Source organism: Prevotella pectinovora (assembly GCF_041323955.1).
Taxonomy (GTDB): Bacteria; Bacteroidota; Bacteroidia; order Bacteroidales; family Bacteroidaceae; genus Prevotella; species Prevotella pectinovora.
In genome coordinates this window covers 2,054,622-2,076,832 of the sequence record NZ_JBGLIV010000001.1, presented here as the reverse complement: position 1 = coordinate 2,076,832, position 22,211 = coordinate 2,054,622, and the positions used below count along the sequence as shown (strand labels likewise).

General features: G+C 49.4%; 13 protein-coding genes and 2 pseudogenes. 10 read left to right on the top strand and 5 right to left on the bottom strand.

Annotated elements, in window-relative coordinates; translation table 11 throughout:
• Positions 1–392 precede the first annotated feature (392 nt).
• Entirely contained in the window at positions 393–1,598 is a 1,206-nt protein-coding gene (locus ACDC99_RS08195) for an ISL3 family transposase (RefSeq protein ID WP_042517111.1), read from the bottom strand.
• Positions 1,599–1,766: 168 nt separating this feature from the next.
• Between ACDC99_RS08195 and ACDC99_RS08190 the strand changes: the two genes are divergently transcribed.
• Positions 1,767–3,509, top strand: coding sequence for a hypothetical protein (locus tag ACDC99_RS08190; RefSeq protein ID WP_370756547.1), 1,743 nt, complete (start codon positions 1,767–1,769; stop codon positions 3,507–3,509).
• 129 nt (positions 3,510–3,638) lie between these two features.
• Positions 3,639–5,489, top strand: coding sequence for a hypothetical protein (locus tag ACDC99_RS08185; protein ID WP_370756546.1), 1,851 nt, complete (start codon positions 3,639–3,641; stop codon positions 5,487–5,489).
• Positions 5,490–5,655: 166 nt separating this feature from the next.
• Here the strand turns inward: ACDC99_RS08185 and ACDC99_RS08180 are convergent, their stop codons facing one another.
• Positions 5,656–6,024 (bottom strand): hypothetical protein, encoded by a 369-nt coding sequence (locus tag ACDC99_RS08180; RefSeq protein ID WP_370756545.1) that lies wholly within the window; start codon positions 6,022–6,024, stop codon positions 5,656–5,658.
• 415 nt (positions 6,025–6,439) lie between these two features.
• On the opposite strand from ACDC99_RS08180, the gene ACDC99_RS08175 reads away from it, so the two are divergent.
• The 8 genes and pseudogenes from ACDC99_RS08175 (at position 6,440) to ACDC99_RS08140 (ending at position 17,447) form a co-directional block, all read left to right on the top strand.
• Positions 6,440–6,583: a hypothetical protein gene (locus ACDC99_RS08175; RefSeq protein WP_370756544.1), complete on the top strand. Its 144-nt coding sequence runs from the start codon at positions 6,440–6,442 to the stop codon at positions 6,581–6,583.
• A gap of 946 nt (positions 6,584–7,529) precedes the next feature.
• Positions 7,530–7,682, top strand: a pseudogene (locus ACDC99_RS08170) (hypothetical protein); the annotation flags it as partial.
• A gap of 52 nt (positions 7,683–7,734) precedes the next feature.
• Positions 7,735–10,083: pseudogene (locus ACDC99_RS08165) on the top strand (glutamate synthase-related protein); the annotation flags it as partial.
• A 7-nt stretch (positions 10,084–10,090) separates the two neighbouring features.
• Positions 10,091–11,440 carry a glutamate synthase subunit beta gene (locus ACDC99_RS08160; protein ID WP_370756543.1) on the top strand — a complete coding sequence of 450 codons (1,350 nt, stop codon included), beginning with the start codon at positions 10,091–10,093 and terminating at the stop codon, positions 11,438–11,440.
• Positions 11,441–11,488: 48 nt separating this feature from the next.
• Complete coding sequence (asnB, locus tag ACDC99_RS08155; protein ID WP_370756542.1) at positions 11,489–13,180, top strand: asparagine synthase B; 1,692 nt, start codon at positions 11,489–11,491, stop codon at positions 13,178–13,180.
• Positions 13,181–13,487: 307 nt separating this feature from the next.
• Positions 13,488–14,228: a nitroreductase family protein gene (locus tag ACDC99_RS08150; RefSeq protein WP_302960986.1), complete on the top strand. Its 741-nt coding sequence runs from the start codon at positions 13,488–13,490 to the stop codon at positions 14,226–14,228.
• A gap of 125 nt (positions 14,229–14,353) precedes the next feature.
• Positions 14,354–15,835 (top strand): carbon starvation CstA family protein, encoded by a 1,482-nt coding sequence (locus ACDC99_RS08145; protein WP_370756541.1) that lies wholly within the window; start codon positions 14,354–14,356, stop codon positions 15,833–15,835.
• A gap of 22 nt (positions 15,836–15,857) precedes the next feature.
• Positions 15,858–17,447, top strand: coding sequence for a ComEC/Rec2 family competence protein (locus ACDC99_RS08140; RefSeq protein ID WP_370756540.1), 1,590 nt, complete (start codon positions 15,858–15,860; stop codon positions 17,445–17,447).
• A 303-nt stretch (positions 17,448–17,750) separates the two neighbouring features.
• Here ACDC99_RS08140 and ACDC99_RS08135 read toward each other — a convergent pair whose 3' ends face one another.
• From ACDC99_RS08135 to ACDC99_RS08125, 3 genes are all read right to left on the bottom strand, one after another.
• A complete protein-coding gene (locus ACDC99_RS08135; RefSeq protein WP_042518384.1) occupies positions 17,751–18,656 on the bottom strand; it encodes a helix-turn-helix transcriptional regulator in 906 nt (301 codons plus the stop codon).
• 187 nt (positions 18,657–18,843) lie between these two features.
• Entirely contained in the window at positions 18,844–21,579 is a 2,736-nt protein-coding gene (locus ACDC99_RS08130) for a M6 family metalloprotease domain-containing protein (protein ID WP_370756539.1), read from the bottom strand.
• A 25-nt stretch (positions 21,580–21,604) separates the two neighbouring features.
• Complete coding sequence (locus tag ACDC99_RS08125) at positions 21,605–22,204, bottom strand: hypothetical protein (protein ID WP_370756538.1); 600 nt, start codon at positions 22,202–22,204, stop codon at positions 21,605–21,607.
• Between the last annotated feature and the right edge of the window lie 7 nt (positions 22,205–22,211).

The window sequence follows — 22,211 nt, the reverse complement described above, 5'->3', positions numbered from 1 at the left end:
AGTGAATTCTTCGACATGGCAAAATCATAGGCCGCTCGGCTCAGACACTATATCCTAAGTCTATCGCGTCAACCAATTCCGTCACAAGCGCATTGTTATGTGTAATTAAGAAAACGGCATAAGAATGTTGTTTTCTTGAACGTTTTGCAAGGTAAGACTTTTTGTTTAATCTGGCAAGTTTTTAACTTATATTATTTTACTTGTACTTTGGCTTGTATTGATAAATTTTTGCTTATATTAAATAATGTGAGGATAGTTTATTAATGTGTATATAGTATAAAAAAAGTAAGCAAAACAAAGAAAATAACGATAAAACGAAAGAAAATTATTAAAAAGCTTGCAGGTTAATATATATTTACTACATTTGCAACAGAGAAAAAGAGGTTCTTCCGTTAAATGCGTAGACGCTTGTCGTGTAGAGCGTATAGCTTTAACGTGAAGAATTCATCATTTCTGAATCCATACATTTGTCTTTTCAGCACTTTAATCTTGTTGTTTATACCTTCAGTAGGGCCATTTGATATCGGGTAGTCATACCATGCAAGTATATATGGCTTGTAGGCCCGCAAGGTAGCAGCCATTTTGACCAATGGCTGTATTTTTGAATCCATGGCCTGCCGCACCCATTCGTTTAGCACCAATTCTGCATCATCCTTGTTGGTTTGGTTCCATATTTCCCTCAAGTCTTCTTTCAGGTAATATGCAATCATCAACGGTTCATTCAAGTTCAGCACATTGTCAAGTCTTGTCTTGTATTTTGCGTCAAAGATGTCGTTGCCGTTTCTCAGCAATATCCAGCGCGTGCCCTTGATTACCTTACGCTTGTTAACGTCTTTCTCAGCATGCCACAACTGGCGGCGCAACTGGTCTATCCTTTCATTCATGAGCTTTACCACATGAAAATGATCCACGACAAGAGAGGCATTGGGGAGATTTGCCGTTACCGCCCCCGTATAAGCAGACGACAAGTCTGTGCATACGGCTTTTATGTCATTCTTTCTGTCTCCGAGCTTGTTCCAGAATTCCTCAAGCGAAGCCTTGCCGTTACCGTCACCTACAAAGACAATCCGCCCGGTTTCCAAGTCTACGACTATCGTCTTGTAAACTTGTCCCTTGTGGGTAGCGAACTCGTCTATGGATATGTATCTGAGGTTTGAAAGGTCAGGGCTGCCATACTCCTTTTGCAGGAACTCCATCTGTATGTTCCGCACCATGTCCCAAGATACATCCAGGAACCATGCAATGTCCTGTATAGTTGCAAAGCGCGACAAGTCTATAACCATATTGGCGAAAGCGGTCGTATGCCTGCGCTTGCCTTTTGCGAAATCGACATCCTCGTTCTTTATGCAGCCACAATCAGAACATTTGACACGTTGGATCTTCATCTCGACGAAAGTCTTTGAACAACCTATCGGCACGCTCACAAAGCGTCTGGCCGTGAAACCATTACGGACTACATTATGGCTTCCACACTCCGGACAGCAAAGTTTGTCTGATGGAGTTTGGATATTCAAAACTATTTTATTACTTTCGCAACGCATATCCAAACATTCTTGCAAGGATATGCCAAAAGCTTTATGCATTATGCTGGCATTCATTTATCATTGAGTTTGGTCACTACAAAGATAGATGATGCCAGCTTTATTTTTATCATAATATAAAATTTTTTTTTCTATCTATGCATTTAACGGAAGAACCGAAAAAGATAAGTACAGGGTTCCCTATACGGATAATCTGTACATTTGTTAACTAAATTAATGTCGCTTATGAAAAAAATCTTCACAGCGTTAGTAGCAGCTTTGTTTGCTACAGCGTCTTTTGCACAACCCCTCGCAAAAGTTCAGGCAAACGGACCGTTTGCCAACAGTTCGCTGAGATATCAGCCTAACATCAAGAAGCCGGCAGGCCAGCCAATGAATTTTATTATGCCTACGGTAAGTAATCAGACAACTCTTTCTGCACGTGTGTGCAAGGCTGCAAGCGAGTCGGAACTCATTACTGAGCAGCCGGCTGGCACATTGTATGACAATCTATATGGTACGAGTGAGGGTTACTTGGTAATGTTCGGATATGTATTCCATATAACTTTGGATGGCACAGTAGAGCGTTATGTTGAGGGTAGCAACGGAGAAGTATATATCCAGAATGCTATCTGCACAATACCATCTGGCTCTTGGATAAAGGGCTATAAGGCTGAGGGTGACACCATCAAGTTTGATTTTCCTCAGAAATATTATGCCCAGGACGCTATTGATGCTAATGGCAATCCTACAGGCGAGAAGGAATATTTCTATGCTTATCGAGCTGTGATGAATCAAGAGGGCAGCTCTTTTGTTCCTGATCCTACATCTCAGACTATTAGCTACGTGCTCCGCAACGACTCACTCATCCGTGTAGACAACCACGATAATAATGTTTATCTTGCACTATGTGCCGACGATGGCGGTTGGTGTGGATACGCCGACTACTATCAGGTATGGAGCAAGATGAATGAGACAGCAAGTGTTCCTCCAGCTTCAGCCGAAGTTTCGAAGTATCAGGTTAGATTCATCAATAAAGATGGTCAGGACGACGCTCGCATTATCAATTTGGCTATTGATGGCAAGGATCTGTATCTTGGCAATCTTTCAGAAAACGCTCCGGATAATTGGGCAAAGGGTAAGATTGATGGTGACAAGGCTGTCTTCGAGGGTAAGATCTACATGGGTGTAGACCCAGTGGAGCAGATACATTCCTTCTTCGCTCCTTTGGGTAGTAAGAAGATTTGGGACGAATTGTATGGAGTGGAAGTTGACAGCTTCTACTTCGAGAAGTCTATATCGTTTGATTATGACGCCGTTGCCAAGACATTGAAGTCGGATGGTATGTTTGATGTTAACAAAGGTATGAATTCTGTATACCCAACTATATCTTATGGGGCTCCGCAGATGGAGCCGTGGGTAGAGGTTCCTGGAAGTCCTAAGGATCCTGTCTTGCTGCAGTTCGTGCCATTCGATGAGGCCCAAGGTTGTGGTGTGCTCCAGTTCTGGTTTGACAAGAATTCGGTTGACGGCAACTTGCTTGATGCCCAAAAGCTCTACTATAATTTATACTTCGATGGCGATTTGTTTACAGCATATCCAGATGAGTATACGAATATTTCTGAGGAGATCACCGATATCCCGTATTACTTCTCAGACAATTCGTTTGACTTTATTGCAAATGGTAACATGCACACATTGTACTTCTACATGACTGGATTCACAAAGCTTGGTATTCAGACTTTCTATAAGGATGGTGACAAGGTTTACAAGTCAAATCTTGTAGAGTATGAGATTGATGATGAAGGCAACTTCACTCCTGTTGAGACAGCTATCAAGGGCATGACTGCCGACAATGGCAACGTGACAAGCGTAAGCTTCAGTGATCTTAGCGGTCGTCGTGTAAGCAACCTTGCTAGTGGTGTATACCTCAAGACCATGAAGATGGCAGACGGCACACAGAAGACTGTGAAGGTTGTCAAGAAGTAAGATTGACAGAATAAAAAAATAAAGAGAAGAGCCTTTTAACATAAATGGGAAATTTCATTCACCCTATATATTATATAATGTGTATAGCGGGGGTGCCATTTTCTGTAATAATAAAAAAACACGAAGGTTATGAAGAATAACAAATGTATACTCAATTCCATTCTGCTTGTGGCGGCTTTGTCAGGATTCTGTGACTCTGCTTATGCTGACAACGGCAAGATTGTATTCAGTGGCAATATGGGTTCGTCGTCGTTGGTGGCTTATGGCACACAGAAGAAGGAGAACTATGATGTGGCTGTGATGCTTGCCGACAAGAGTCTAAAGGGTAAGAAGATAGAGGCTATACGCGCTCCGTTCCAGAGTAGCGACAATATAAGCAACGTGAAGGTGTGGATTAGCAAGAAGCTCACGGTTGAGAGCAATAAGAATGTGCCCGATGTGATGAGTCTCGATGCTACGTTTGATGGCAATACAGCTTCTGCCACTCTTGCCACTCCTTACACTATCGATAGCGACACACTGTATGTGGGCTATTCGTTCAACGTGGATGCGACAAGCTCTACCACCAAATATCCAGTGGTTTTGGTTGCGGATAAGAGTGATGCAGGATTCTTCCTCCATACATCGCGTACTTACTTGAAATGGAAGGATAAGTCGGATTTTGGTTCTTCGGCTCTTGAGGTTGACATTTCTGGCTTTGAGGCCAATGCTGCCAATATCTCTGAGATAGGAACGGTGTATGGACTGGTGAACACAACCACCGATGTTACTCTTAGTATAAGGAACCATGGTTATAATGGCGTTAAGTCGTTCAGCTACAGTTATACGGCAGGCGACGTGAATGGTTCGGGTTTGGTGGAGCTTGACAAGCCGCTGCCAGCTATCTACAACGCTTCAACTGATGTGACCATTAAGCTCAGTGAGATAGCTGCAAAGGGTACCTATCCACTTAAGTTTACTGTTGACAAGGTGAATGGCGAGGCTAATAGCGAGGCTGTTGCCAATGAGGGTAAGTTTGTGGTGGCCAACGTTATGCCAAAGCACAATCCTGTAATGGAGGAATATACTGGTACATGGTGCGGATGGTGTCCGCGTGGATATGTTGCCTTGAAACTTATGAACAAGTATCATCCCGACTTTATCGGGCTTTCTTATCATAACGACGATGCAATGGAGGTGATGTCTTCTACTAACTTCCCGTCAAGTGCGCCTGGATTCCCAACAGCGGATATGGACCGTTCGTTTAATGCTGCTCTTGATCCTTATGTCGGAGTCTCAAATTCCGGCCTCGGCATTGAGGATATTTGGAAGGCACAGGCTAAGAAGATTGCTCCTGCATCAGTTGCTGTTGAGGCAAGTTATAAGGATGACATGAAGAAGATAGCCACTAAGGCAACATTCGTATTCCTTGAGGATTTGACAGATGCTGATAAGTATAAGGTTGAGTTTGTGCTCGTAGCCGATGACCTTCATGGAACAGGTTCTACATGGGAGCAGCATAACTATTATACAGAAGACAATGTCGGATCAATGCCTTCGCCTGAAGCAGATCCGTTCTTTGCAGGAAATTCTGTTATCCCAGGTCTTCATTTCGATGATGTTGTAGTGGCAACAAGTCGTCTTACAAGTGGACTTGTGTCGCTGCCAGCAACAATCAAGACTGACGAGCCGATAGAGGTAGAGGGTGAGTTTGAGACTGCAAAGGTTGTCAACACTTCGGGAGAGTCGCTAATTCAGGACACTTCAAAGATGCGCGTTGTTGCCTTGTTGCTCAATGCCGATGGCACTATCGCAAATGCCGCCAAGGCAAATGTTGAGGGCTATAGCACTGGCATCTCTACCATCAACAACAATGAAGGCAAGACTGATGTGCCGGTTGCAGTATACGATGCTCAGGGTCAGCGTCTCAGCTCTATGCAGAGAGGTTTGAACATTGTGAAGTATGCTTCGGGCAAGACTGTTAAGGTTGTGAAGAAATAAAACAGCAATAGGCTTTTAACGAGAAGAACAGCAAAGGGCTTAATTGGAATTTTTTCCGATTAAGCTTTTTTTGTGTTGCGATGTTCGATTTCTTCCACTTGCGTTATATATAGACACTTATCTTTATATATAAAATAACGTACTCAATGCTTTGCCTTACCGATCCTTATTGCTGCCTGCCAGCTTTTACCCAAACCTTGTGGCTACCTTTTCCTTTTGATTCGAAAGGAGCCTCGTTGCCTTGAGACAGCTTTTTCAGTTCGCTAGAGGCGGATGTGCGGCTAAGGTTGTTAAGTGTTGCATATTCTTGCAGGGTAATAACTCCGTGCTTGTCAATCCAGTTGGTGGCACGTTTGATGCGCTCTTTTGGCGTGTATTTTTTCTTGTACAGACGACTCACGCCTCCCATGTCGCGCTCCAGAATCGTTTTGCTTTTAAGATGTTTGACAAGTAGGGGCGACGACAAGCGTTTTTTGAATACAGCATGACGGCAATTTACCAACAAAAGGGAAGAAGTAAGGATACGCAAGCTCATATCGTATTACTTTGGCTTGCAACCAATCGTCTTAAAATCTTGGATAACGTCTTTGACACTGTTATGAAATGCCTGTTGCCACCATTCAAAAGTGGAGGGCAAAGTAAGCTCCGTCATGCCTGTCTCTCCAAGAAAAATAGCTCATTCTACTAATCGCCCAACATCATACACTTTGGGGTAATATCGGTGCAATCGAAAGTTAAATACGTTAAATTATTACCTTTTTGTATCTAAACAGAATCCAGATTTCGACTTTTCTACCGTTTAGAACGTATAATACTGATAATCAACTAATAATAGATACAGGGACTGTAGCGGATTAACTTCTATTTATGTATATGCAGAGAAAGTACCAAAAATAGGTAGTGATGTATTCGAAGGAGTTGATGCCAAGAAATGCACACTTTATGTACCAATGGGAACTCGTGATGATTACAGGCTCTCTCGCTTTGGCGACTACTTTAAGAACATAGTAGAATTCGAAGCAACAGGCAACGACAAGACTACAACCTCTACCGATGTTGAGGAGGTAGCTCGCTATTCAGTAAATGGTCAGTGATTGTCTGCTCCAACCAAGGGATTGAATATCGTGAAGTATAGCGATGGTAGCGTGAAGAAAGTTGCTGTTAGATAATGGGTGGCAAGCATCCTTGTGAGACAATATTTTTTCTCTTTTTGTGAGTGGTGTCGATAACCGTTTGTAGGTGAATTCATCTATGTGCAATCTGTATAAAAATACGTGAAGCAGAAAACCCTCAGTCCTGTCATTCCGCTCATTGTAATATGACACCCATCTAAAGTCCGATTGCAGCGATAAATGTATGCGATAGACTATGGAAACTGGAATTTCATATATAATGCATATATATGAAAAATAGCGTATTTCTGTTGATATCGGTCAATATTTTGCGTATTTAAAGGTGTAAATTGTAACCAAAGGATTGCAAACGTTTACGTAGTTTTTGGGTATAAAACTTATAGATTATTTGTTTTAAATCAATTCTTGTGATACCTTTGCATCAACAAACACTGATTTTCAGAATTACATGCTACATTAATACTAACAGCTAAGACATTCAAAAATGATGAAAAAGGGCTTCGACGTGGTGTCGAGGCCCTTTTGAGTAGTACGCCCGGCATGAGTATTGTTCTGAAATCTTAAAACATGCAAGCCTCGGTGACTTTTTGGGGGTAAGCAATTTCTATTCTTTGTCTTTTTTGCTTGCATTACTTATCCGTGGTATAAAAATGTTATGAATGATGTTGTTTTCGTAACAAAATTTCGTATTATGAAATAAATAACTGTCATTTTATTTGCGTGTTTTAAAATGTTGTTTTACTTTTGCAACCGCAAACACGAATACACTTGTATATTGCTATTGATTGTTGTAATTTTCAAACAAAGTGTAAGAGAGGATTGAGAAAAAGCCGGGTTGGCTTGAAAATAAAAGAAATAGATCCTTCGGGTAGAAAGTTGTTTAAAGGTATCAACCAAACATTATAATATGGACGCAAAACAAGGATTGTATGCCTCAGCCTACGAGCACGATGCGTGCGGCGTGGGTATGGTGGTAAACATACATGGAGGCAAAAGTCATGAGTTGGTGGATAATGCCCTGCGCGTGTTGGAGAACATGCAACACCGTGGTGCCGAAACTCGTGACAAGACAGGTGACGGTGCTGGCATTATGGTGCAGATTCCTCACGAGTTTATTCTGCTGCAAGGCATTCTCAGAAGCATTGCTCAGAAAACATTTCGGCACGGAGATAAGCACCATCGGAGGTATCGGACTGAAGGATATCGCAAGAGAATACACAGAGCTCAACCAGGCAGCTTTCTTCCCCTCTCCTGTAGTGAAGGCAGAAGAGAAGTATTTCCTACCCAACAACGGCCTTTTCAGTTATAGAAAAGACGGCATAGAGCATGCCTGGAACCCCGAGACTATCACCAAGCTGCAGCTCGCTACACGCTTGGGCAGCTATAAGCAGTTCAAGGAGTGGGCGGCAATCGTCGACACCCATTCCGCCACGGGAGATGCCGAAAAGGGCGAGCGCCCCATCTTCCTCCGCAATCTGCTCACCTTCAAGAAGGCAGCCACGCCGACACCGCTCGACGAGGTGGAACCGGTGGAGAGCATCGTTCGCCACTTCGTCACAGGAGCCATGTCGTTCGGAGCGCTCAGCATCGAGGCACACGAGGCACTTGCCCTGGCAATGAACCGTCTCGGTTCACGAAGCAATACGGGAGAGGGCGGTGAGGACAACGCCCGCTACCACACCGAGGTAGACGGCGTGTCGCTCAGCAGCAAGACCAAGCAGATTGCCTCAGGCCGTTTCGGCGTTACAGCCGAATATCTTGTCAATGCCGAAGAACTTCAGATCAAGGTGGCGCAGGGCGCAAAGCCTGGTGAAGGCGGACAGTTGCCCGGCTTTAAGGTGAACAAGATCATTGCCAAGACACGTAATGCCATTCCTGGAATCACGCTCATCTCGCCACCGCCACATCACGACATTTATTCAATCGAAGACCTTGCCCAGTTGATTTTCGACCTCAAGAATATCAATCCCACCGCCGCAGTCAGCGTGAAGCTTGTTGCCGAGAGCGGTGTGGGCACCATTGCAGCCGGCGTGGCAAAGGCAAAGGCAGACCTCATCGTCATCTCAGGAGCTGAGGGCGGCACGGGTGCAAGTCCGGTATCGTCGATGCGCTTTGCCGGTATCTCGCCGGAAATCGGACTTGCCGAGGCACAGCAGACACTGGTGCTCAACGGTCTGCGCGACCAGGTCCGCCTGCAGACAGACGGCCAGCTCAAGACTGCACGCGATGTAATCATCATGGCAATGCTTGGCGCCGACGAATTTTCTTTCGGCACCCTGCCGCTCATCGTGCTCGGCTGTCTGATGATGCGCAAGTGCAACACCAATACATGTCCTGTAGGTGTGGCAACGCAAGACGAGACCCTGCGTGCCAAGTTCCGCGGACGTGCCGAATACGTGGTCAACTTCTTCACATTCCTTGCCCAGCAGACGCGCGAGTATCTGTCAGAACTCGGCGTAAGACATCTTAAGGACATCATCGGCCGCACAGACATGATAGAGGTCATTCCGCAGGACAAGTCGTCAAAGTTGGGAACCATCGACTTCAGCCGGCTGCTCCACCGTCCCGACACGGACAAGGCACTCCATTGGGACCGTAGCGGATTCACAAAGGTCAGCGGCGTGAAGGATGAAGACATCATCAGTGCCTGTGAGAAGGCGATAGAGAACAAGGAGGAGGTGAATCTTGACTACGCCATAAAGAATACCGACCGTGCAGTCACCACAATGCTCTCTGGCGTCATAGCCAAGCGTTATGGCGAGGAGGGACTGCCCGATTCCACCATCAACATTAAGTTCAAGGGATCGGCAGGCCAGAGCTTCGGAGCCTTTGCCGTCAGCGGCATCAACGTCAGACTGGAAGGCGAGGCAAACGACTACTTTGCGAAGGGACTCTCCGGCGGACGCATCAGCATTCTGCCCCCATCACGTTCGAGCGCCGACTTCGTGGCTGAAGACAATATCATTGCCGGCAACACTGGACTCTACGGAGCGACAGGTGGCGAGCTTTATGTCAACGGCCGTGTGGGCGAGCGTTTCGGCGTGCGCAATTCAGGAGCCACAGCCGTCATCGAAGGTGCCGGCGACCATTGCTGTGAGTATATGACCGGTGGCCGCATCGTGGTGCTTGGTCAGATAGGCCGCAATTTCGCCGCCGGTATGAGTGGAGGTCTGGCTTACGTCTGGGACCGTGAACATACTTTTGATTATTTCTGCAATATGGATCAGGTGGAGATATCGCTCGTCGAGGAAAGTTCGGCACGCAAGGAGCTCCACGAACTCATCCGCCAGCATTACCTCTACACGGGTTCTGCCCTGGCACGCCGCATGTTGGACGACTGGAACCGCTATGTGGAGGACTTCATCCTTGTCACTCCAATCGAATACAAGCGGGTGCTGCAGGAGGAGAAGATGCGCCAGCTGGAAGAGAAGATCGCCAATATGCAATTAATAAATAACTAAGGAAGATATGGGAAAACTAAAAGCTTTCATGGAAGTGCCCAGGCTTGAAGCCGGGTATCGTCCTTTACACGAAAGAATACATGACTTTGGCGAGGTGGAGCAGACTCTCAACTCGCGTGACCGCATGGCTCAGGCAAGCCGCTGCATGGACTGCGGTGTGCCGTTCTGCCATTGGGCTTGTCCGTTGGGCAACAAGGATTCTGAATGGAACGACGCTCTCTGCAATGGCGACTGGGAACTGGCTTATCGTCTGCTCAATGCCACAAACGACTTTCCTGAATTCACCGGACGCATCTGTCCGGCGCTCTGCGAAAAGGCTTGCGTGCTCAATCTTACAGACCACGCCCCGGTAACCAACCGTGAGAACGAGGCTGCCATAACAGAGACGGCATGGCATGAGGACTATATCAAACCGATGACCTTCCCACGCAACGGCAAGAGTGTAGCGGTGATAGGTGCCGGTCCTTCGGGTCTTGTGGCTGCCAACCGTCTTAACCGCATGGGCTACGGCGTGACCGTGTTCGACAAGAACGAAGCGGCAGGAGGTCTGCTGCGTTACGGCATTCCCAACTTCAAGCTCTCAAAGAACATCATTGACCGTAGGCTCGACATCCTCATCGAGGAAGGCATACGGTTCGTATACAATACAGTGGTGGAAGCCTCTTCATTGCCCGAAGGCTTTGACGCCTACGTCCTTGCAACAGGAACACCCGAGGCACGTGACCTCAAGAACGTGCCCGGTCGCGAACTCAAAGGTGTACACCTCGCCTTGGAACTGCTCTCGCAGCAGAACCGCGTCCTATCTGGAGCAGAGTACTCCAAGGACGAGCGTGTCACCTGCAAGGGCAAGGACGTGCTCGTCATCGGCGGCGGCGACACCGGTTCCGACTGCATAGGCACCGCCCATCGCCAGGGATGCAAGAGCGTCACACAGATAGAAATCATGCCACGCCCCGTGGAGGGTCCCGACGACCCGAAGAATCCATGGCCGAACTATCCGCGCGTGCTTAAGACCACGTCGAGCCACGAGGAGGGATGTACGCGTCGCTGGAACATCAACACACTGGAGTTCATAGGCAAGAACGGAAAGCTGTGTGGCGTCCGTGTGCAGCCCATCGACTGGCAGCCGAATCCAGAGGGAGGCCGTCCGTTGATGGTTGAGGCTGGCGACCCCGAGGTGATAAAGTGTGAGGCGTGCTTCCTCGCAATGGGATTTCTCAAGCCTCAGCACCCTGACTATCCCGATAACGTATTCGTCTGCGGCGATGCCTTGAACGGAGCCTCGCTCGTGGTAAGGGCTATGGCAAGCGGCCGCGATGCGGCGTACAAGGTGGACAGCTACCTGCAGTCAGTTTGAGAGAACAAGAAATTTTTGAAGCTTTATTTCCCCAAAAGAGAAAGATATATGTGCGGAATTGTAGCAATATTCAACGTAAAAGAACAGACGCCGGAGCTGCGCACCAAGGCTCTTGGTATGAGTAAGAAGATACGCCACCGTGGTCCAGACTGGAGCGGCATACATTGTTCGGGCAGTGCCATACTGGCGCATGAGCGTCTGAGCATCGTCGATCCCGAGAGTGGAGGTCAGCCTCTGTTCTCGCCGGATGGCAAACAGGTGCTGGCCGTCAACGGCGAGATATATAACCATAAGGAGATCAGGGCAAGATATCAGGGGCGTTATGATTTTCAGACAGGTAGCGACTGTGAGGTGATCCTTGCGCTTTACCGCGACAAGGGAATTGACTTTCTTGAAGACCTGAACGGTATTTTCGCCTTTGCCCTTTATGACGAGGAGCAGGATGCCTTCCTCATAGCCCGCGACCATATCGGAGTCATTCCTCTTTATATAGGATATAATGATGACGGAAAAGTTTTCGTGGCAAGTGAGCTGAAGGCTCTTGAAGGCGAGTGCGACCGCTATGAACCGTTCCTGCCCGGCCACTATTATTGGAGCAAGGACCCCGGAATGAAGCCTTGGTATAAGCGCGACTGGATGGAATACGGCAATGTGAAGGACAATCCCGCCAGCAGCGATGCCATACGCGATAGTCTTTGTGCGGCAGTGAAACGCCAGATGATGAGCGATGTGCCGTATGGAGTGCTGCTTTCGGGCGGTCTTGACAGTAGCGTCATCAGTGCCATCACCGAGAGCTACGCCGAACGCCGTATCGAGACAGACAGCCAGAGCAGGGCTTGGTGGCCCCGTCTCCATTCGTTTGCCGTGGGACTCAAGGGAGCGCCCGACTTGGCAAAGGCGCGTCAGGTGGCTGACTATATCGGCACGGTGCATCACGAAATCAACTATACTATTCAGGAGGGATTGGATGCCCTTCGTGACGTTATCTATTTCATCGAGACCTACGATATAACCACCGTGCGTGCCTCCGTGCCAATGTATCTGCTGGCGCGCGTGATAAAGTCGATGGGCATCAAGATGGTGCTGTCGGGTGAGGGAGCCGATGAGATTTTCGGTGGCTACCTATATTTCCACAAGGCGCCTTCTGCAGATGAATTCCATAAGGAGACCGTCCGCAAACTTTCCAAACTGCATCAGTATGACTGCCTGCGTGCCAACAAGAGTCTTTCGGCATGGGGCGTGGAAGGACGAGTGCCGTTCCTCGACAAGGAATTCCTTGACGTGGCGATGCGCACCAATCCCAAGGCAAAGATGTGCAGCATTCTCCCAGACTCCGACCCGAAGGCGTCTATGGAGAAGCGCATCGTGCGTGAGGCATTCGAGGATATGCTGCCCGAAGAGGTGGCATGGCGACAGAAGGAGCAGTTCAGCGACGGTGTGGGATATTCGTGGATAGACACTCTGAAGAAGATCACCTCTGAAGCCGTGACCGACGAGCAGATGGCACATGCTGCCGAACGTTTCCCGATAAACACGCCTCTCTGCAAGGAGGAATATTATTATCGTTCCATCTTCGAGGAGCATTTCCCCAGCGAGAGCGCAGCCCGCAGCGTTCCCCATGAGGCAAGTGTAGCTTGTTCCACAGCTGTGGCTTTGGAGTGGGACGAAGCGTGGAAGAACATGAACGACCCAAGCGGACGTGCCGTTTCCGGCGTACACGAAAACGCTTTGGTGCATTAAAAACATAGTTCCTGTTTATAAAAGCAGCCGTTTTGCAGCGTCAAGAGAACTTACTCTTGCATTGCAAAACGGTTGTTTCTTATGATTGTCTGATGCATAACCCCAAATCAGTCATTCACTCATATATAACGGCAATCACTCCTGCATACGAGAACTATAGGAGACAGTCGCGCAATCATGCCGAATTCAAAATGTTATATTTTTCAGCCGATGATGACGGAGTTCGGGAAATAATGTATATCTTTGCCTGTATGTTTCGCTCATAGAGAGACGACACGATTTTGAAGTAATGTAAACTTAAAACAGAATGAAAACGATAAACACGAGAAAGACTATACGAAAGTATTCCGACAAGCCCGTAAGCGACGAACTCCTCAACAGGCTCCTCGCTGAGGCAATGCGTACCCAGACGATGGGAAACCTGCAACTCTACAGCGTGGTGGTGACACGCTCGGCAGAGATGAAAGAGAAGCTCGCGCCGGCGCATTTCTGTCAGCCGATGGTTACGCAGGCGCCGGTGGTGCTCACCATCTGTGCTGATTTCAACCGCACCACACGATGGGCAGAAAACCGCAAGGCGACGCCGGGATACGACAATCTGCTCTCGTTCCTGAATGCAGCCACCGACGCATTGCTGTATACCCAGACCTTCTGCAACCTCGCCGACGAGGAAGGACTCGGCTACTGCTTCCTCGGCACCACGGTGTATAACCCCAAGCAGATAATCGACACGCTGAAGCTGCCGCGCCTCGTGATGCCTGTTGCCACGATAACGCTGGGATGGCCCGACGAGAATCCGCCGCTCACCGACAGACTGCCGCTGCAGAGCATCATCCATTCAGAGACCTACACCGACTACACCCCGCAGCTCATCGACGAGTATTATGCCGAGAAGGAGGCGCTGCCGGAAAACGAGGAGTTCGTGCGTATCAACAACAAGGAGACCCTCGCACAGGTGTTCACCGACCTGCGCTACACCAAGAAAGACAACGAGGCAATGTCGGCAACGATGCTCGATGCCCTGCGCTCACAGGGATTCCTTGACTAAGGAGGAAGATCCTGACAGTAAGAAAACTAAAGAAACACAACAATAATCAAAACCTATGTTACGCCCCTCTGCCATAAGTCATTGGTAGACAAGCAGACCGTGCGCACAGTTTACTATCAAGACCTATGATAACATTTTTCATTAGCTTTGTAGCCCTTGTGCTGGGCTATCTCTTGTATGGAAAGTTCGTAAGCAAAGTGTTCGCTCCTGACGACAGAAAGACTCCCGCCGTGGTGATAAACGACGGCATCGACTATGTGCCGATGCCCAACTGGAAGATTTTCATGATCCAGTTTCTCAACATCGCCGGCACGGGACCGATCTTCGGTGCCATCATGGGAGCCAAGTTCGGTCCGGCGGCATACCTCTGGATTATCCTCGGCTGCATCTTTGCCGGTGCCACCCACGATTTCTTCAGCGGTATGCTCTCCATGCGTAACAACGGAGCCGACCTGCCCGCCCTCATCGGCAAATACCTCGGCAAGACTTCGCGCAACGTGATGCTCGTGTTCTGCGTGGTGCTCCTCATCATGGTGGGCACGGTGTTCGTGTATAGTCCGGCAGAAATCCTCGGCCATATCAGTGGCGGTTCGCTCCTATGGATAATAGTGATATTCGCATATTACGTGGTAGCAACGATGCTCCCCATCGACAAGATTATCGGCAAGATATACCCCATATTCTCCTTCTCCCTGCTCTTCATGGCAGTAGCCCTCATCGTGATACTCCTCATCAAGATGCCGGTGCTGCCGGAGCTGTGGGACGGCCTCGGCAATATGGCAAAGGAGCAAGACCCGTCGTTCACCGACAATATCTTCCCTTGCCTCTTCATCACCATCGCCTGCGGAGCTATCAGTGGCTTCCATGCCACACAGAGTCCGCTCATGGCGCGCTGCCTGAAGAGCGAGAAGATGGGACGACCCATCTTCTATGGTTCAATGATTACCGAAGGACTCGTGGCTCTCGTGTGGGCTACGGTGGCAATGTGGTTCTTCTACGATTCGCCGACGCCGGGCTATGAACAGCTCGCAGCGGCAAAAGGCTTCCACACGTCAGCGCCGATGGTGGTTACTACCGTATGCCAGGACTGGCTCGGAATGCTCGGTGGCGTGCTTGCCATCCTCGGAGTGGTGGCAGCCCCGATAACGAGCGGAGACACCGCTTTCCGTTCCGCCAGACTTATCGTGGCGTCAGCCTTGAAGCTCAACCAGAAGCCGAAGATGAACCGCCTCTATGTCTGCCTGCCCATCTTCGTTGTCTCCATCGCCCTGCTCTCATGGCAGAGTTCCAATCCTGACGGCTTCAACGTGATATGGCAGTATTTCGGATGGTCAAACCAGACCCTCTCGGTGTTCACCCTGTGGGCAATCACCGTGTATCTCGTGCGTAAGAACAAGCCATACGTCATAACCCTTCTTCCAGCTCTGTTCATGACAGGCGTATGCTCCACATATCTCTTCATATCCAAGCAGGCATTCGGACTGCAGGAAGACCTGGCATATTGCCTCGGCATCCTCACCGTCATCATTGCAATGGTGTGGTTTGTGGTATGGATAAGGAAATACGGCGAGAAGGAGAGAGAGATAGGCGAGACCTCCACGGACTGATGACGGCTAATCCTGCAGCATTATGAAAAACCGCCGCAGCGTGTTCCTGCGCATTGCGGTGCCATTCCTTTTGGGAGTAGTGATGGCGTCGCTCGTCCATCTGCCAGTGCAGCCCCTCGGCTGGGGACTTGTGGCGGTGGTCATGGGCTTGGTGTCACTCCTGCTATTCAATAGCGGCAGGTCATCATCCTGCTTTGCATGCCTGTTCGCATTCGTTGGCGGAGCATTTGTGACGACTCTCAACCGGGAGTATGCCACAGGTGCTCCGCCTGCTGATTATATGAAATACGACGCCGTGGTGATGAGCACTCCGCAAAGACACGGCAAGGTGGTCGGCTTCGACGCCCTCGTGGTGGATGTGGCAGACCGCCGCGTTTCTCCTTTTATGGCAAAGGTCAGCATTGCCGGTCTCGATACCTGTCGCCTCGGCATTGGCAGCGGCATAGAGGCATTGTCGGTTTTCACGGTGCCCGGGCAGAGAAAAGATTCTAAGCTTCCCGTACAGAGAAAAGCTGCCACGGCGTCAGAACGGCGATTCGACTATTCCCGTTATCTCCAGACCCAGGGCTTCAGGGCGCAGACCTTCGTTTATGCCTCCGACATGAAGTTGAAGCAGATCTCCGCCACTTCCATTCCCGTTTGGCATCGGTTGCGGCTGCATCTGCTTGCTTTCCGTCAGCGCCTGCTCGCGCAGTTCAGAAGAGGCGATGTGTCGGGTGCCAGTCTCGCTGTGATTTCAGCACTCACCCTTGGCGACAAGACGATGATAGACCGCCATGTGCGCACGTTGTATAGCGTGTCGGGAGCGTCGCATGTGCTGGCGCTTTCCGGTCTGCATATAGCCATCATATATACTCTGCTGATGCTTCTGCTCGATGGCAGACGACTGTTCCGTCTGCGTATAGCGGCACGGCTTCTCGCCATTGCCACGGTGTGGTGGTATGTCATGATTGTCGGACTGCCCGTCTCTGCGGTCAGGTCGGCGCTGATGCTGTCGGTATGTAGCGTAGTGGCAGTGGCAAACAGGGAGAGTCTCTCTCTCGACCACCTTGCGCTGGCGGCATTCGTAGTGGTGGCGGTGAGTCCGATGAGTGTTTTCGATGTAGGATTCCAGATGTCGTTCATAGCCGTAGCCTCTATATTGCTCTTTGTTCCGCAGATGGAACGCCTCCTGTTCCGGTCACCTATCTGGCAGCGCCAGCCCATGCGCTGGGTCAGTGGGATGGTTACGGTGTCGCTTGCCGCACAGTTGGGAGTGTCGCCCCTTACGGCATATTATTTCGGCAGGTTCTCCTGCTATTTCCTTCTCACCAATTTCATTGCCATCCCCATGGCGATGCTCCTGCTGTATGGTGCCCTGGCGATGTTTCTGCTGTCGTGGCAGCCGGTGGTGAGCGGTCTGCTGGCTTATGGACTCGGTTCGGCAGCCCAGCTCCTCAACGATGCTCTCGCCCTTATCGCCGGTCTGCCGATGGCGAGCATAGAGAATATCGCCATAAGCCCGTGGCAGGTAGTGGCGGTTTATGGCGTCGTCGTGCTGGTATGGCTCGGAATGCGTATGATTGGCGGCTATGGAGTGATGCGGCCCTTCAGAATGGGCAACGAACCGTAGGGGCTGAGGTAAGCCAAACAAAATACACTCTTATAAAAAAGCAAAATATGAGCAAGTTCTAATGACCGATTCGGGATAAACACCAAACAGCCTAATGACCGATTCGCGATAATTACGGCGACAGAAATATATGCCAGAATTTCCCCCACCGTGTGGGGAACAGTTCCCCCTAATGTGGGGTTTCATTCCCCACGCAGTGGGGGAAATTCGAGGTAATGCTTATTGTTGATGTTTGGGGCTAATTTCGATAGCAATAATTCCCGTTTCAGATTATCATAAACCCAAATCGGTCATTAGGGCTGATTATGCGAGAATACCATTGAACTTGTCGAGCTTCTCCTTCAGATACCGTTTGAAACCCTCGTCGCCCAACACCTCGATGTCGTCGAACAGTCCGAGCACGAAGCGCCCGATGCCTATGTAGCTGCAGACGTCGAGCGAGAGCAGCCATGTTCCGTTTTCCTCTTGCGTCATGTTGTGTAGGGTGCGCGGAAATTCTTCAGCCATCAGGTCGTGAGACAGTTGTCCGAGACGCATCTCCACCCTTGTGGTCTCTTCAGAACTGAACATGAAGGCATCGGTGAACATCTGCTTGTGTCTGTCTTTGAATGCCCAGTTGTCGGACAGTGCCTCCACATCGTCCATGCGCACTATCTTGAACGTCTTGTTCAGTCCGGAGTCCGGTTCGAAACATCTCACCTCCCTGTTGCTGTCCATGAGCATGAACGGCTCCACGAGTCTGTCCCTCCTCGTCTTGCTGTGAGGCGACGAATATCCGCGTATCACCACCTGGTTCTCGTGTTTTATCGCGTCGTGCAATACGCTGATGATATGGGAGTCCTTGTCGCTGAGAGAGTCCTTTGCCAGTATTCCGAGGTCATAAAACCGCTCCATCTTCTTTTTCAGCGTTTCCACGATAGCGTTCTTCTTCTTCACCTTGTTGAGCAGGCGGCTGATGACGATAGCCTCCTCTTCGGTGAAGGAAATCTTCTCTATCAGTCTGCCGAAAAACGGCGACGACCTGTCGATGGAGTAGCAGTTGCCGTATTTCTCTACTTTGAATCCGGCATCGCGGAAGAATTCGATGTAATAATACAGGTTGCGTTTCGATGTCTCCATCTTCCGGCATAGCTGTTCTACGGAGTAGCTTCTGTTTTCAGAAAGCAGCAGAAGCAGTTGGAGTTCCTTTTCGAGTTTGTCGTGTCTCATGGGCAGATGCGGTTTGTGGGTGTTATGCTGATGATTTTATGAATGTTGTCAAACGACCTTGCGAAGTTACTAAGAATAATCGACATTCACGGTGTTTGAGGCAAAATAAAATCGGCACAACGTATCACACGTCATGCCGATTATGATGATGTTCTGACTATTTACTGTCGTCAGTTCAGCCTATGGCTTATTTCGTAGCCTTTACAGACTTGCCGTCCTGCTTGATTACGAATACCGACTTGTCGGCTGGCATTTTGTCAATCTGCTTGCCGTCGATAGTGAAGATAGCCTTGTTGCCATTCACCTCTATCATTGTAGCACCCTTGATGCCGTCGGTGCCTTTGAGAGTCTTCACCTGTACAGGATCAGACTTCAGACTCTCTACTCCGTTGCATATTCCGGAAACGGTCAGAGTGTAGTAAGCGTTGGAATCAAGCGCACCGAATGTCATGTCATTATATTCAGTCTCCTTGCCATTAACCCCAGGGAAGTCTCTCTGCTGCTTGCCGCTCACCTCTACGTCGTCGATGTAGAGAATACCAGATGAACGACGGTTGTACTGCAGTTTCACAGCCGTAGTAGGATCAACCTCGATGTTGTATACCTCGCCGTTGCCCGATGTCAGTGTTATCTCGTCAGCCAGTTTCCACTCTTCACCGTTCTCGATATATACCTCGAGTTTTGAGCCCTTGCCAGGCTGCTGTGCTCTCATCCAGAACTTCACGTTGGTGATGTTTGCACCGCTGTTTGTCATGACGAGATACTGGCTCTTCTGGGTGAATCGCAGTGACGGACTTGCCACACCGTAGAAACCATCATTTGTGCCGAGGAGGTTTGTAGATGAAAGCCATCCCTCCGGCATGCCGGAGATTTCATTGGTGAAGTCGTATGAGGTAGTGATGGTCTCACCGTCGTAGAAGTTTCTCATCAGGTAGAGCTTGTAGCCCTGAGCGTCGGCAAGAGCGTCCCAAGAGGCAGTGAACGACACTGGTGACAGATCGCTTATCACCACGTTTTTCACCTGAGTCTTATCGAATGGCAGTGAGTTCGTGGCAGTCTTCGTGATGGTAGGCTTCTTCTTGAAAGTGCCGATGCTGCTTGATACGCAGATTGCATACTCAGTGTCATAATCAAGGTTGTCGAACTCGAAGTTTGTTGCCGTGATCTTCAGGTTGTTGTATGCAGGTATGTCGATGAGTATCTCGTTGCCGTCGTTGTCTGTGCTCACCTTCTTGATGCTTACCACGTATTCCGTAGCCTTGTCGGCAGCCTGCCAAGAACACTCGATGCTCTTGTATGTCACCCTGTCGATGTTCACTTCTGCCACGGCAGCAAGACCCTGGTCAGAACCCTTGATGATGAACTCCACGTTGTTGCCGTTTCTCTTTATCTTGTCGAGATAGATGGCAGAGGTGCCGCTCCAGTCCTTGAAGTCGTGCGAGCTGACGTTGCCCGAACCTGGGAATGGCACTGTCTCCTGCTCGTAGTAGTCGTTAGACTGCACGTTGCCAGCCTCCACGATGTCTATGCGCTGATGGTTAGGTAGGGAGTTCACCTTGTTGTTCACCCATGCGTCATAATTGTAGTCGATATGCCATACGAGCATTCCCTCGCCTTGCAGGAATCTGTCCCAGCTTGTTCTTCTTCTGTTCTCGAGGATGAAATACTCGTTTGGTTTGCCGTCCACGTTCACCTTGTATGCCATGTAGTCATCGGCGAGCGGTTTCAGCACGTTCACGCCCTCTGCCGTGTTGTCGAGCTCTGTCAGCTTCATCCATCCCAGCTCGGCGCATTCGAATGCCGAGTAGAGAGGAGGTGTGTGGCAGCTGTTGTTGTAAGAACCCGATGCCATGGTGTCCCAGTATCCCGGAGTGTATGTGGCGTAGGAGTTGGCGGTGTCGTAGTGGTCCATGAATCCGAGCACGTGTCCGAACTCATGCACGAACGTTCCGATTCCGGTAGGATATTTTCTGTTGCTGCCGTCTATTTCGTTACTGCAGGTGTAGCTTCCGATGCCGGTGCCGTCTTTTGTCTTCATGTATGTTCCCCACTGTCTCAGGTCGAAGGCGTGAGGCCATATCACGTTTGAATAGCCGGAGTCGTTGGAACCGAATCCGGCGTAGTAGAAGTAGATATTGTCTACATATCCGTCGCCGTCGTGGTCATACTGCGCGAAGTTCACTGCTCCCTCTTGGTCGAGCTTCTCCACTATAGTCTGCAGGATTGTTCCGGCATTATTCTGTCCTGGCTGCATACCGTCGCCGAAGTCATACTGTGAGTAGTCTATCTTCACCGGTCCGTATACATCGAACGTAGGCTTGAACTGTCCCTGTGAACTTGCTATGAAGAAGTCTCTTGCACTTCCGCTGGCACCGTTTTCGTATGTGAAGCCCTCCTTGTTCAGCATGTCGGTGTAATACTGTTTCGGATCGGACACAGTAGAGAACGAACGGTCGTTGAACTCCACGAGGATAACGATGGAGTGCTGCTCGCCGAAGTGAGGGAAGTCGTTCATGAGCACTTTCTGCGGCTTGCCTCCCACCTTCTTGATGCCTTTGGCGATGGTGGCCGAGTTTTCGCTCAGTGCTATCTTTGCCACCTCAGTCTTGTCGATGGTGTTGAGCAGAGCCATTGCCTTGGGGTCGCGCATGCTTGCGTCGGTAGCTACGATATTGCTGCTCACCAGTTTCTGTCCGGAGATGATGGCATACTCGTAGTTGCTTGTCTGCTTGTTGAAGATCAGCGGGAATCCGTCTTCTGTCGTTGTGTAGTGTCCCCACTCGTCGCCTCTGAGTCTGATGCTTATCTCCGTGCCGTCGGCCTGTTTCACCTTTATCACGCCAGGATAAGCCGGTATTGCCGTAGCCGTCTGCGAGAGGCATGCTGACAGGAGCAGGGCTGCAAATAGTTTTTTGAATTTCATTACTGTGAGTATTAAGTTGTTTTCGTTATTTTGTCGTCTTTACTGTCTTGCCGTTGCTTTTCTTAATCACGATGCCCTCGGCGTTGCGCTCGTTGTTGATGCGTCTGCCGCTGATGTCGAATATCAGTTCTGCGGCGTCGGCAGAAGCGTTTACGCTGTTGATGCCCGACACGTCGTCGGCTGTTGTCACGTAGTGCTTGTCGGAAGTGATTGTCTTCTCGCCGTTCTTCACTCCGTATACAGTGAGACAGTATGTTGTGGCCTTCTCCAGTCCGTCGAACGAGGCTTCAGCCTTTTCGCCAACGCTCTTCTCAGTGTATCTGTCCATCTTTGAACCGCTCTGCTTGTTGCCGCTGATGCTTACGTCGTCAATCACCACATAAGCAGTTCCTGTGCGGTTGAACAATAGTCTCACCTTATCGGCAGCATTGAAGTTGAGCGAGAGGTTCTCCTTAGTCTTCTCCGATGCGTCGATGGTCTTCTCTGTGATCCATTGTCCGTTGCGCAGCGCCTGCACCTCCACTGTAGAGCCCTCAGAAGCAGAGCTTACGTAATACCAGAAATTCAGGTTGTTCACCTTTACTCCTTCAAGAGACATCGTGAGATAGTTTCCGTTTGCCGTCATCTTCAGA